This is a genomic window from Sorangium sp. So ce394 (assembly GCF_051474665.1).
Classification (GTDB): domain Bacteria; phylum Myxococcota_A; class Polyangia; order Polyangiales; family Polyangiaceae; genus Sorangium; species Sorangium cellulosum_D.
The window spans coordinates 6,169,040-6,182,227 of record NZ_CP150339.1 but is presented as its reverse complement, the minus strand read 5'-3'; the positions used below and the strand labels follow the sequence as shown (position 1 = coordinate 6,182,227).

General features: G+C 75.0%; 9 protein-coding genes and 1 tRNA gene. 5 read left to right on the top strand and 5 right to left on the bottom strand.

Annotated elements, in window-relative coordinates; genetic code table 11:
- Positions 1–62 precede the first annotated feature (62 nt).
- Both WMF33_RS22615 and WMF33_RS22610 read left to right on the top strand, forming a co-directional pair.
- Complete coding sequence (locus tag WMF33_RS22615; RefSeq protein ID WP_437339071.1) at positions 63–1,460, top strand: energy transducer TonB; 1,398 nt, start codon at positions 63–65, stop codon at positions 1,458–1,460.
- 103 nt (positions 1,461–1,563) lie between these two features.
- Positions 1,564–1,640 (top strand) — tRNA-Met (locus WMF33_RS22610).
- Between the two features lie 62 nt (positions 1,641–1,702).
- On the opposite strand, the gene WMF33_RS22605 is transcribed toward WMF33_RS22610, so the two are convergent.
- On the bottom strand, positions 1,703–3,382 hold the full coding sequence (locus WMF33_RS22605; RefSeq protein WP_437339070.1) for a L,D-transpeptidase: 1,680 nt from the start codon (positions 3,380–3,382) through the stop codon (positions 1,703–1,705).
- Between the two features lie 117 nt (positions 3,383–3,499).
- Between WMF33_RS22605 and WMF33_RS22600 the strand changes: the two genes are divergently transcribed.
- Entirely contained in the window at positions 3,500–4,096 is a 597-nt protein-coding gene (locus tag WMF33_RS22600) for a protein-tyrosine phosphatase family protein (protein WP_437339069.1), read from the top strand.
- On the opposite strand, the gene murJ is transcribed toward WMF33_RS22600, so the two are convergent.
- Both murJ and WMF33_RS22590 read right to left on the bottom strand, forming a co-directional pair.
- Positions 4,065–5,714 (bottom strand): murein biosynthesis integral membrane protein MurJ, encoded by a 1,650-nt coding sequence (gene murJ / locus WMF33_RS22595; RefSeq protein ID WP_437339068.1) that lies wholly within the window; start codon positions 5,712–5,714, stop codon positions 4,065–4,067. The genes WMF33_RS22600 and murJ overlap by 32 nt on opposite strands.
- Positions 5,715–5,774: 60 nt before the next feature.
- Positions 5,775–7,313 (bottom strand): alkaline phosphatase family protein, encoded by a 1,539-nt coding sequence (locus WMF33_RS22590; protein WP_437339067.1) that lies wholly within the window; start codon positions 7,311–7,313, stop codon positions 5,775–5,777.
- A 320-nt stretch (positions 7,314–7,633) separates the two neighbouring features.
- On the opposite strand from WMF33_RS22590, the gene WMF33_RS22585 reads away from it, so the two are divergent.
- Positions 7,634–8,569 (top strand): hypothetical protein, encoded by a 936-nt coding sequence (locus WMF33_RS22585; RefSeq protein ID WP_437339508.1) that lies wholly within the window; start codon positions 7,634–7,636, stop codon positions 8,567–8,569.
- Positions 8,570–8,798: 229 nt separating this feature from the next.
- On the top strand, positions 8,799–10,499 hold the full coding sequence (locus WMF33_RS22580) for a sigma 54-interacting transcriptional regulator (RefSeq protein WP_437339066.1): 1,701 nt from the start codon (positions 8,799–8,801) through the stop codon (positions 10,497–10,499).
- 27 nt (positions 10,500–10,526) lie between these two features.
- On the opposite strand, the gene WMF33_RS22575 is transcribed toward WMF33_RS22580, so the two are convergent.
- Both WMF33_RS22575 and WMF33_RS22570 read right to left on the bottom strand, forming a co-directional pair.
- Positions 10,527–12,041: a phytoene desaturase family protein gene (locus WMF33_RS22575; RefSeq protein WP_437339065.1), complete on the bottom strand. Its 1,515-nt coding sequence runs from the start codon at positions 12,039–12,041 to the stop codon at positions 10,527–10,529.
- A gap of 16 nt (positions 12,042–12,057) precedes the next feature.
- Positions 12,058–12,954, bottom strand: coding sequence for an isoaspartyl peptidase/L-asparaginase (locus WMF33_RS22570; RefSeq protein ID WP_437339064.1), 897 nt, complete (start codon positions 12,952–12,954; stop codon positions 12,058–12,060).
- Between the last annotated feature and the right edge of the window lie 234 nt (positions 12,955–13,188).

The window sequence follows — 13,188 nt, the reverse complement described above, 5'->3', positions numbered from 1 at the left end:
TCCTCCAGCGGTGCCGCCTGCGGGCTCGCCTCGCGTTCGTTTCGAGGCATAGTGACAGGACGATGCAGAGATCACGCGACGGCCGCCGGATCGCGTCCGCGTGGGCGCTCTCCGTCGCTGCCCACGCCGGGCTCGTCGGGGCAGGCGCGGCGATCGTCGCGGGCTCGCTCTCGACGCGGGAGGTGACGCTCGCGCGCACCGCCGGCGCGCCGGCCGCGCCGATCGCGCCGATCGAGATCGAGCTGCCGGTGGTCTCGGACGGCACGCTCGACAGCGCGCCGGCGATCGCGCCCGAGCTGCCCGCGAGCCTCGCGCGCGGCGGAGGCGAAGCCGCGGCGCGGCCGGACACGGGCACGCGCGGCCGCGGCGGCACGGACGCGGCCGCGCTGCCCGCGCTGAACCTCGCGGACAGGGACGACGCGACCTTCCTGTCGCCCGAGGTCCGCTCGCGGCTCGACAGGAGCCAGATCCAGCGCATCCGCTCGTCGTCGCGCCGCGCGTCGCGCGAGGACTGGCGCGCCAGCCGGGAGCCCACGGAGCTCACGTTCCTCGCGGGCGGCCGCGTCGGCAGCCGGCCCGAGCGGCGGTCCGCGGCCGAGCGCGATCCGTCGGTCGGGGCGCGCGACAGCGGCGCGCCCGAGCGTCGGGGCGGCCCGCTCGGCGCCGCGGCGCGGCCCGCGGGCGCCGAGGGCGCGGCCGACGCGTCAGGCGCGCCCGGCGCGACGCTGTCGCTCGGAGCGACGCCGCGCGCGATCGGCGGGGCCGTGGAGGGGGGCGAGCGCTCGTCCGCGGGGCTCGGCGTGCGCGACGGGCGGCCCGGCGCGGATCATCGCGACAGCGCGGCGGTCCCGCTGGCGCGGCCGATGGTCGCCGCGGGCACGCCCTCGGTCCCCGCGAACGTCGCGGGGCGCCCGAACGACACGGTCGACAGCGAGCAGGAGGTGGCGACGGCGATCCAGTCGCTCGTTCATGCGAGCTCGGCCGGCGGCGCGCGCGGGCTCGGTCCGGGCGGAGCGGCGGGGCCGGGCGCGACCGGCTCGGGCGGCGTGGCGGGCAGCGGCGCGCGCTCCAGCGCGCTCGGCTCCGGGCGCGGCCGGCTGCTCGACAACGATCCGCTCGATCGCCGCCGTAGCCTCTACATGCGGCAGGTCATGGCCAAGCTGCACCCGCTCTGGGCCGACGCGTTCCCCAAGTGGGCCGCGGGCGAGGGGCTCCAGGGGACCGTGATCGTGACCTTCGTGATCCGGGCGGACGGGACCGTGAGCAGCGCAGCGGTGACGCGGCCGAGCGGCATCCCGGAGTTCGACGAGAATTGCCGGCGCGCGGTGCTGCGCGGCGCGCCATACCCACCGGTGCCCCCCGAGCTCGGCGAGAGCTTTCGGTGGTCGATGCCCTTCGAGGCGAGGAACCCCGCCGTCCTGCCGAAGCTCCCCGCGCGAACGATGAACGATGAACGATGAACGCTGCCTGAGCGCGTCGCCCGAGCGCGTGGACAGCGTCGCAGCGCGCAAGACATCGCTTGACAGGGTCGGGACAGGGCGGTACTAGTCCGCCCTCGCTTCTGCCGAAGTAGCTCAGCTGGCTAGAGCAGGCGTTTCATACGCGCCGGGTCGGGGGTTCGATTCCCTCCTTCGGCACCAGAAATGGTGACAGTCGACCGCTGGTCTCCCTGAATCGGGGGCCAGCGATCGCGACGTGCTCCTCAAGGTCGGACGTGGACGAGGGTTCCTTCCTCGCCGCTGCTGTGCACCGCGTGCCAGCCGTCGGGGAGCTCAGGCTCGGCCCACAGGAAGATGCGTCGCGCGTCGACCGGCGTCAGCGCGATGTCGTGGAAGCCTTGCGCTTCGCCGACCCCGGCGCCCCAGTACATGCCGGTGATCGCGTGGCCCGGCGCGAAGTCCATCACCCACGGGGCGTCGGCGACGTCGAAGCTGTCGGCGACCTCGCGCGGATCGATGTTGCGCGTCACGTGCTTGCTCCGCACGCGGAAGGTGCCGCGTGCCGTCGACGCGCTCGACTCCGGATCGCGGAGCTGATCGCGGCCCGAGGAGATCAGCGTGGCGTAGATCGGCTTCTGCCCCTCGTAGGCCGTCAGCGTCTGGTTGGCCAGGCTGACGTCGAGCCAGCGCTGCGAGCCTTTCGCGAAGTCGGGGAGCTTCGAGCGCCGCACGATGACGACGAGGTCCTGCGCGCGCAGCCAGAAGCCGTCGCGCGCCTCCTCGAAGCGCGTGCCGTCCACCGTCCTGAACTTGCCCGTGAGCGGCACGCCCGTGCGCCGCTCGAGCTCCTCGTCGTTGGGCGTCGCCTTGCCGCGGCCGATCGACCACGTGGTGACGTCGTGGCGATGCACGAACGCCACGGGCAGCCCGACCTTCTCGACGTCGAGGCCGTGCCACGGCGAGCCGAGCGCGGCCTGCAGCCGATCGGTCGGGACGAGGCGGCCGTCCGGCGTCACGCCGAGCCTGCGGCCGTCGGCCTCTCCCGCGGTGAAGGTGCGGGTGATCGCGACCCCGCTGCCCTTGCGCAGCGCCGCCGTCTTCATCGCGGCGCGCAGGTCGACGGGCGCGCCGTCCTTCGCGCCCAGCTCGATCCCGAGCGCGGCGAGGGGCGGGAGCGGCGCGACCGCGTCGGCGAGCGGGAACACGAAGTAGCCCGACTCGGTCCTCCGCCCGTCCTCGCCGACGCCGTGCTGCTGCGGCAGCAGCACCGGCGGCCCGGTGGCGACGCCGCGCTCGTCGAGCGGGACGTCGTTGGCCGACGCGCCGAGCTGCGCGTCGCTGCGCTGCGCGCGCTCGAGGTGGCGCTCGAGATCCGGCTCGGCGTGCCGCAGCTCCTCGCGGCTCGGCACCCCGGAGTACGCCGGGGTGCCCTGCGTCCTCGCGCGCCCGTAGCGGTAGGGCAGGGGCCGCGACAGGTCGGGGGGCGCCGGCAGCACCGCGACCGCGTCGGTGTGCAACGTCGCGCCGTCGCCCGCGCAGACGAAGCCGCGGGGGCGGATCGCGTACCACCCTCCGCTGCACCCGGCGCGCCCGTACGGCTCCGACGAACGCACCACGGCGGCGCCAGGATAGAGCTCGCCGATCGTGCGCGCGCCGGCCTGCGGGCGCGCGCGCACGGGCGTCCCCGCGCGCAGGGCGACCAGCTTGGGCCCGTCCGCGGGCAGCGCGACGACCTCGGGCTCGCCGCCGCCCGCTTCGTCCTTCGATAGCTCCACCGACGCGGCCTTCGCCTTGCAGCCGGACAGGGCCAGCACGACGACCAGGCCCGCGAGGCCGTCGAGGCGACGCGGCCGTGGGCCGCGCGCGGAGCGTCGCGGCGCGCAGGGCGGCGGCGCCCCGAGGTCCGGAGGCGGCAGCACCGGCCGGGAGGGCTCCGTCGGCATGGAGGCGAGCGGCATCGGCCGACGCATGCCCGACCTGCGCGCCCCGGGCCAAGTTCCAGGGCGCGGCGCGCCGCCCGGCCGCTGGCGCCGCGCGGGCGTCGACGCCATGAGTTGCGCGTGCGCCTCCGCCCCGCGCTGGTGTTCCTCCTGCTCGCGCCTTATGCCCTGGTTTTCTATGCATTCCTGGCGCTGCGCCGCGCCGCCGCGTCGTTCCGACCGCGGCACCCGTGGCGCACGTGGGTGAGCCCGAACCTCCTGATCGGCGGGTTCCTCCTCCCCGGCGACGTCGCCGAGCTCCGGCGCCTCGATGTCCGCGCGGTGATCAACGTGTCGCGCGAGCTCTACGACCCGGTGCTCGCGCTGCGCGCGGCGGGCGTCGAGTACCTCCGCGTCCCGTGCTGGGACATGTGCGCCCCCACGCTCGAGCAGGCCGCGCGCGGCGTGGCGTTCCTCGAGCGCCACCTCGGCGCTGGCCACCGCGTCCACGTCCACTGCGCGAGCGGCGTCGGGCGGAGCGTCACGATCGCGCTCTGCTACCTCGCCACCCGCGGCGGCCTCGAGGTCGGCGAGGCGATGGCCCTGCTCGAGCGGCAGCGGCCGCGCGTCGCGCTGAGCCGCGCGCAGCGCGCGTTCGTCGAGCGCTACGTCGCCTGGCACCGCGAGCGCGCGGCGCCGCGCGCGCTCACCTCCTGCGCAGGAGCGATCTCAGGCTGAAGAGCCCGAGCGCGGGCGCCGCGACCGCGAAGGCCCCGCCGCACCCCGCGAGGATGAGCGCGGCGCCCCACGGGCTGGCGGCGATCGCCTCCGGCAATGCCGCCCGGAGCGCCGCGCCGCAGCCGACCGAGACCGCCGTGAGCGCGGCGACGCGGCCGATCCGGATCTGATCCAGCCCGAGCCCGCCGATCTCGCGCCGCACGCGGAGGGCGAGGGCGATCGCCTCGACCCACCCGGCGATCACGGCGCCGAGCACCACGCCGAGCACGTCGAGCCGCCGCATCAGGAGGAGCGCGACGGCGGTGCTGACGAGCACGCGGTAGAGCGCGTAGCGCGCCGGCGTCCTCGTGTCCCCCAGCGCGAACGAGGCGGTGATCAGCACGCGCCCCGCGGCGTTCGCGAGCAGCGCGAGCCCGTAGGCGCCCACGAGCGGCTCGACCCGCGCCGTCGACGCCCGATCGAACGTCCCGGTCTGCAGCAGCAGCGTGATGAGCTCCCGCCCGAGCACCAGGAACACGGCCGTCGCCGGCACGGTCAGCACCGTGATCCGCGCGAGCGAGGCGCCGAGGCGGCGCGACAGCGCCTCGTTGCGCCGCGCGACGTCCGCCTCGGCCGTGTCGCGCGCCATCTCGGGCAGGGCCACCGCGGCCTCCCCCGTGCCGAGGATGCTCATCGGCAGGAGGTAGATCGTCTGCGCGTAGTTGAAGGCCGCGTTCGCGCCGGCGCCGAGGAAGCTCACGAGGAGCGTGTCGACGAGCCCGGAGACCTGGATGATCCCGCGGCCGAGCAGCGCGGCGGGCAGCTTCCCGGCCGCCTCACGGACGCTCGGGTCGCGCGCGTCGAGGCGCGGCGCGAGCCCGCCGAGCAGCGCGCGCGCCGCGGGGAGCAGCAGCGCGAGCTGCAGCGCGGCGCCGGCGAACGCGCTCCACGCGAGCGCCTCGGCGAGCGGCTCCCCGCGCATGCCGAGCCACGCCCCGCAGGCGAGCAGCCCCGCGATCTGGGCGGCGCTCCACGCGACGGGCGCGGCGTAGGGGAGGAAGAACCGCCGGTGCGCGTTCAGGACGCCGAGCCCCCACGCCGAGAGCACGAGGAGGCCGGTCATCGGGAAGATGATCCGGACGACGCGCGTCGTGCTCGCGAGCTTGTCCTCGTCGAAGCCCGCGGCGACCAGGAAGGACAGCCACGGCGCCGCGAGCACGCCGAGGAGCGACGCCGCCGCGGCGGCGACGAGCAGGAGCCCGAGGGCGGACAGCGCGAAGTGCGCCGCGCGCCGCGCGTCGCCCGCCGCGCGGAGGCGCGCGTAGACGGGGATGAAGGTCGCGGAGAGCGTCCCCTCGCCGAGGAGGTTCTGGGTGATGTTCCCCGCGCGGAACGCCGCCGCGATCACGTCGGCGAGCTCGGAGGTGCCGAAGAAGTGCGCCGTCACCCGCTGGCGGATCAGCCCGACGAGCCGCGAGAGGATGATCCCCGCGGTGACCATCGCCGACGATCGCGCCGCGCTGGGGGCCGCCTCGCGTCCAGCGGCCGGCCGGCTCGCGCCGGCCGCCGCGGCGGCGGCGGCGCTCGCCGGCGTGGTCCCTGCCTGCGTGGCGGCGGGCGGATCGAGGTCGGGCGGCACGGCGCCGCTTCTATCAGACCTCCCGCCCCCGGGCGACCTCGGCGCCGGCCGGCCGGCGGCTCAGTCCCGGAGCCTCGCGGCGCCGAGCCGCTCCGCGTGCGCCAGCACCCGCCGCGCGACGTCCGGCCCCTCGCGCCGGCGGTCCAGGTGCCGCGGGATGACCCCGCGCTCCGCGGCGTCCCACAGCTCCGGCTGGGAGATCCCGGTCTCGGTCCGCGCGCGCAGCTGCGAGAGGGAGACCTCGACCGTGGGGAGGGCGATCGGCGCCTGGGGATCGCGGAGGAGCGCCGGGTCGATGCAGCACGACAGGTCGTTCGCCCCGCCGGAGCGCGCGTTCAGCCTGGGGATCTCGAAGCGCGCCTCGAGCGTGCGGATGACCGACGCGTGGTCGAGCACGGTGCTCACCGCGCAGCCCCTCCGGACGAACGGGCCCGCGACGATCGACGGCACCCGGAACCCGAGCTGCGAGAACAGCGGATCGTCGTCGGTGGTCGTGGGCGGCGGCACGTGGTCGAAGAAGCCTCCGTGCTCGTCGTAGGTGATCACGAGCAGGCACCGGCCCCACTGGGGGCTCTTCGCGAGCGCGTTGTAGACGCTGGCCATGAGCACCTGCCCGAGCTGCACGTCGTGGTCGGGGTGATCGTCGTTCGCGGTGGCGCCGAAGAACTGGGGATCGATGACGGAGAACGCGGGGAGGAGCCCCGCGGCCGCGTCCTCGAAGAAGCGCTCGATCCCGGAGACGCCCTTGAACTTGAAGTACGCCCCCGAGCACCACGGCACGTCGTGGTAGTAGTTTCTGCTCGAGATCCCCGCGTCGCTCAGCAGCTCGAAGACGCTCGTAAAGCCGGTGACCGGCACGTTCCTGGAGACGCCCCTCGACGTGGCGCCGTGCAGGAAGAACCGGTTGGGCCAGGTCGGGCCGAGCACCGAGCTGAACCAGCGCTCGCAGATCGCCGACGCGTCGGCGAGCGCGTAGAGGATCGGCAGGTGCTCGCGCACGTGATAGCCCATCACGTCGCGCTGATCCGGCCCCGCGTGAGCGGCGACGAACCCGTCGTTCCTCCCTTGATTCCACTGCGCGTGGGCCGCGTCCCAGCTGTGCGGCGGGTCGGCGGGCGTGAAGTTGTCGAGCTGGAAGGGGGAGACCAGCGCGCCGTCCGGCGCCCGGTTCGACTCGTTGCCTGTCAGGCCGTCGATCTGCCTGCCCTCCTTCAGCCGCAGCGAGCCGAGGTAGTGGTCGAACGACCGGTTCTCCATACACAGGACGACGATGGTGCTGATCGGCGCGAGCAGCTCTGCAGGGCTCAGGCCTCCCGTGTCGACGCAGCCATCCGCAGGCGCGCCGCCGGCGCCGTCATCTCCCGCCTGTCCCGAGCCGCCCGCTCCCCCAGCGCCGCCCGCACCTCCAGCGCCGCCGCCCGCTCCGCCGGCTCCGTCGTTCCCACCCGAGCTGCCCGAGCTCGAGCCGGCGTCCTCGAGCAGCGTCGCGCCCTCCGTGGCGCTGCATCCGAAGGTCGCGGCGCCGAGCGCCGCGCCGAGCCCCGTCAGCACATGCCGCCGGGTCAGGGGATCACGCGGCGGTCCATTCCGTTTTTTCATCACACACAGGATCCTCAGGAACGCGGGGCCGAGAAAGGACTTTTGATGTCCCCTCGACTCGACGTAACCGCCGAGTAACCCACGTGACCCTCTGCGAACACCGGCGCGACTTCCGGCGTGCGACCGGCGTAACCGAGAAAACCTTTCTTTTCGCGAGGTCTGCCGAGTGATATGGGTAGAAATCGCGGGGGCCTACGTTTGCACTCTGCCACCTTCCGATGAGCTCGAATCCGCTCCCACCTACGCCAGCAGGGATAGATACCGTCGAGAACGGCCGGTCGATCGGGCTGCTGAGGCCGCTACGGCTGTGCATCGTGGACATGAACAATGGCCACGTGAATCAGGCGATGCGCTGCCTGCGCGGGCTCACCGCAGCCTTCTTCGAACGTGTCCAGAAGCACAATCCGGGCGTATCTTGCGAGGTCGTCGAGGTGTCCCCCCGGGACACCAACGCACCGATCCCCGCGGACTGTGATCTGTACCTCTCGTCGGGCGGCCCCGGCTCTCCGTTCGACGGCGAGGGCGAGCCGTGGACGGTCGACTACGCGCGCCTCCTCGACGGCGTGGTCGAGTCGGCGATCCAGGGGGGCGCGGACCGGCGGGCGCTCTTCGCGATCTGCTACTCGTTCGAGCTCGTCGTCCACCATTACCGGCTGGCCGATGTGGTCCCGCGCGCCGACCGCAAGTTCGGCGTCATGCCCATCTACACGACCCCGGTCGGCCAGCAGCACCCGCTGCTGTCTCCGTTCGGCGACCGCCTCTTCGCCTTCGAGCACCGCAACTGGGAGGCGGTGAACCTCGACGAGCGCCGCCTCGGCGGCCTCGGGGGCCAGCTCCTCGCCCGCGAGAGCCGCGACGGCATCTCCAAGGGCCGGGCGATCCTCGGCCTGCAGGTCGCGCCGGGGGTCGAGGCGGTCCAGTTCCACCCGGAGGCGGATCGCGCCGGCGTCATGAGCTGGCTCGCGCGGCCCGAGCAGGCGGCCGCCTTCAAGGCGACCTACGGCGAGGTCACCTACCACGCGATGCTGCGCACCCTGGACGATCCCAGGCGGCTCGCGCGCACCTACGCGCTCGTGATTCCAGGTTGGCTCGGCCGCTGCTTCAACGAGATCGCCGGCCCCCGCGGCTACGCGGAGCTCCCGCCGATCGAGGACGCCCCGTGCCCGCGCTTCGCCGCCCACTGCCGCGCCGAGGATCCGCCCACGCCCTCCGCGCGCACGCCCATCCCCGGCGAGCAGGTCGCGCGCGGCGCCTGAGCCGCGCGGCGCGGCACCTGATCCGCGCGTGCTCCGAGGGGCCGCGCCGTCGAGGGACCCGCGGGGAGCGGCGCGGGGAACTGCAACCAGCGCCGACGATCGGCTGCTCGCGCCTTGCGCGCCGGCCTACCTGCGGCTTATGGTCATGGGATAAAGGATGATCGCGAGCAGGGCTCGCGGGCCAGCATCCGGCGCCGGGGGTTGCTCTGGCACCCATGAGAGAGAACGCATGAATCACTCGCGTCCGGCCGCTCCGAGGAGTCTACCGTCGCCGGACGTCCGCGAGCCGGGCGCGTCCGAGGAGGGGTACCGCGGCGACGCGTCGCCGGCCGAGGCCTCGGCCGTCCAGCCCTCGGCGCCGGCCGAAGACCCCGACGCGCAGGAGGCTCAGCTCGATTCGCAGCTGGGCGTGACGGATCCGATCGCCATGTCGCAGGTCCGTGACGCGTTGAACCAGCTGAGCCGCGAGCGCGGGACGCAGCCGCACGTGCTGCTCATCATCTATCACCGGCACGGCGCCGAGACGGTGCGGCTGAACGAGGGGGTCGGGGTCGTCGTGGGCCGCGATCCGAGCGCGGACGTCGCGATCCCCGAGCGCAGCCTGTCGCGGCGCCACGCGCGCTTCACGTTCCAGCGCGGCGACGTGCTCATCGAGGACCTCGGCTCGACGAACGGCACCTTCCTGAGCGGCCATCGCGTGGAGCAGGGCATCCTGAAGCCCGGCGACGAGGTGGTGCTCGGGGAGATCACGGCCTCGCTGCGCGTCATCGCGAGCGCGGAGCTGCCGGTGCTCCACCTCGACGCGCTGGACGCGCGCCGCGCCGCCCTGGACCCGCGGCGCCTGCCGAGCGCCGACAACCTGATGGGCGGGCCGACGCCCGTGGGCGGCGTGCGCGCGGTCAGCGACGAGGGGCTCGTGATGCGCAGCCCCGCGATGCGGCCGGTGCTCGAGACCGCCATGCGCCTCGCGCGCTCGTCGGCGCCCGTGCTGCTCCAGGGCGAGACGGGGACCGGCAAGGACGTGCTCGCGCGGCTCATCCACGAGGCCGGCCCGCGCCACAAGAAGCAGCTGGTCCACGTCGGGTGCAGCGGCGTACCCGCGCAGCTCCTGGAGAGCACGCTCTTCGGCCACGAGGCCGACGCGCTCCCGGGCGCCGCAGAGGCGCAGGAGGGCGTCTTCGAGGCGTGCGCGGGCGGCACCGTGGTGCTCGACGAGGTGGGCGATCTCCCGCCTTCCTCCCAGGCCGCGCTGCTGCGCCTCCTCGACACCGGCCGCATCGCCCGGATCGGGTCGACCCGGGAGATCGAGGTCGACGTGCGGATCGTCGCGACCACGTACCGCGATCTCGAGGCGATGTGCGAGGCGGGCGCGTTCCGCTCGGACCTGCTCTACCGGCTCAACGCGGTGCCGCTGCGCATCCCGCCGCTCTGCGAGCGGCGCGAGGACATCGGGCCGCTGGCCCAGCGCTTCCTCCGGCAGGCGAACGAGGCGCATCGCCGCAACGTGCGCTCGATCGATCCCGAGACGCTCGCGCTCCTGGAGCAATACCCCTGGCCCGGCAACGTGCGCGAGCTGCGCAGCGCCATCGAGCGGGCCGTCGTCATCGCGCGGGGCAGCGTCATCACCCCGCTCGACCTGCCGGAGAGCATCAACTCCCTCGCGGCGCGCCGGCGCTCCACGCCGCCGCCGCCGGACCGGCCGCTCGTGGAGATCGCGCCGACCAGCACGGGGCCGATGATCGGGCTCAAGGCGCAGATGGACCGCCTGGAGACCGAGATCATCCTCGAGGCCCTCCGCGCGACGAACGGCAACCTGGCGATGGCGGCGCGGCGGCTCAGGATGCCGCTGCGCACGCTCCAGGAGAAGATCACCAGCCACGGGCTGAAGCGCTCCGATTACCGGGACGGCCCGCCGTCGCGATCGAAGTAGCGCGCGGGCGCGCGGGGCCCCGGCGGCTCAGCCTTCGTCCTCCAGCACCGCCAGCGCCGCGTTGTGCCCGCACGCGCCGTGGACCCCGGCGCCGGGGTGCGCGTACGACGAGCCCAGGTAGAGGCCGCGGACCGGCGTCCGGTAGCGGAAGTAGGGGAACACCGGCCGGAAGATGAGCTGGTTCCGGATGTCGGCCGAGCCTCCGCCGAGATCGCCGCCGATGAGGTTCGCGTCCATCGCCTCGAGGTCGTCGGGCGCCCAGATCTTCCGCGCGAGGATCCGCTGCCGGAACCCGGGGGCGAGCTCCTCGATCCGCGCCTCGATGCGGTCGGCGAAGCGCTCGCGCGAGGCCGCCCAGCCCCCGCCGATGGAGGAGGGGACGCGCGAGTAGGCATACAGGGTGTGGCGCCCGGCCGGCGCGCGGGTCGGATCGACCAGCGATTGCTGCCCGATGACGAGGTAGGGGTGCTCGGGGAGCGCGCCGGCGCGCACCTGGCGCGTGAACTCGGCGAGATCCTCGAGGCTGTCGCCCGCGTGCACGACCGCGGCGCGCGCGGCGTCCTCGTGGGACCACGGCGCCGGGCCGTCGAGCGCCCAGTCCATCTTGAAGGTGCCGAACCCCTGGCGGAACCGGCGCATGGCGCGCTGGATCCGGCCGGGGACGAGCTCGGGCGCGAGCAGGCGGAGGTAGAGCGTCGGCGCCGCGACGTCGGCGACGATGGCGCGGCGGGCGCTGATCTCCTCGCCGTCCGCGAGCCGGACCGCGGCCGCCCGGCCCTGCCTGGCGATGATCTGCTCGACCCGGGCGCCGCAGCGGAGGCTGCCGCCGCGCTCCTCGATGCGCCGGAGCAAGGCGCGCGTGACCGAGCCGGCGCCGCCCTCGGGCACCGCGAAGCCGCCGCTCGAGGCGAGCAGGGTGAGCATGAAGCCGACGATGGCGCCGCAGGGGTCCTCGGGGCCCACGTCGGTGTGGAGGGCGAGGCCGGGGACCACGCGCCGGGCCGCCTCGGTCCGGAAGGTGCGCGTCGAGAAGCCGCGGCCGCTCGAGAGGGCCACCTGCGCCAGGCGGAGCAGGTTGAGGGGCCCGAAGCGGAGCAGCGCCCCGAGGGCGGGCGGCGTGGACAGGAGCGCCTTGAGCAGCCGCTCGACCGTGGCGGCGTGCCAGCCCGCGATCCGGCGCCACGTGGGGCCGTCCTCGCCGAGCGACCTCGCCGTCGCCTCGACGTCTCGCGCGATCGCGGCGCAGGTCCCGTCGGGCGCCGGGTGGGCGCTGTCGATCGGCGCGTGCCGCCAGACGAGGCCGGCCCCCGGCAGGTCGAGCGGCAGCAGCGCGGGGCTCGTCTGCCCGAAGGGGAAGAACGCCGCGCCGAGGTCGTGGCGGAACCCCGGGAGCGTCACCTCGCGCGTGCGCACGGCGCCGCCCGGCTCCTGCTCGGCCTCGAGCACGAGCACCGACAGGCCCGCGCGGGCGAGGTACGCCGCCGCGGTGAGGCCGTTCGGTCCCGAGCCCACCACGATCACATCAGGGTCTCCGCTCTGCATCGTCGTCTGCGGCTCCTCAGCCCACGAGCTGCGCGCTCGGCATGGTGCGGTTCGAGGCGATCGCCTGGCCGCTCCGCCCCACCACGAGCAGGCCGACGGCGATCACGTCCGGGAACATCGCGACGCCGCGCTGCGCGGCGCGGGCGGGCGCGACGCCGTCGGCGAGCCAGTCGTAGACCGTCCGCGCGAGGAGGCGGCGCGCGATCTCCTCGCCGACCCCGGTCGCCGCCACCGCCCCGTGCGGGCCGGCGTAGATCCCCGCGCCCATCAGCGGCACGTCCCCGACGCGGCCGCGGAGCGAGAAGGTCGACCCGCCCGTCGACGCCGCGGCGGCGAAGCGGCCGTGCGCGTCGCGGACGACGGCCCCGACCGTGTCGCACTCGATCGGCTCGGCGTCGAAGTTCCAGAACCGCTTCGCCGTGAGCGCGTGGAACCGCGCCGCGTCGTTCGTGGAGTCGCCGTCGCCCCCCTCGCCGCGCAGCGCCGCGAGGGCGCGGCCGTGCCGCTCGCGCGCCGCCTCGGTGGCCGGATCGTGGTCGGCGAACCCGAGCCGGCGCGCGAACGCGGTCGCGCCCGCGCCGGCGAGGATCAGGTGGGGCGTCTCCATCACCTTCGCCGCGACGAGGACGGGGTTCTTCACCCGCTCGACGCACGCGACGGCGCCGAACCGCCCGTCGCTGGCCATCGCGGCCGCGTCCATCTCGATCGTGCGCCCGTCGAGGCGGAGGTTCGAGCCCGTCCCGGCGTTCAAGCGCGGGTCGTCCTCCAGGCGCGCGGTCGCCGCGATGGCCGCCGCGAGCGCCTCTCCGCCCGCGTCGAGCGCGCCGAGCGCCTCGTCGGCGGCCCTGGCGCAGCTGTCCGCGCCGTCTTGCGGCGCGGACACCCCGCCGTGCGTGAGGATGGCGTATCTCACGTCGTTCTCCCGCGCGTACCACGGCCGCGCGCCGCCGCGAAGCCGGCCGGGTCCGCGGCCGCCGGGGGGGCGGGCGCGGGGCCGCCGACCGGGGAGGCCGCTCGGCCCCGGGGCAGGACCGCTGCGCTCGACACCCTGCCGCGCTCCTGATACGTCGCGCGCTCAGCCCGGAGCGCGGCAGGCGCCAGCCGACCGCCCGCTGCGGGACGAGCGCGGCCAGGCCCAAGGCCGCCG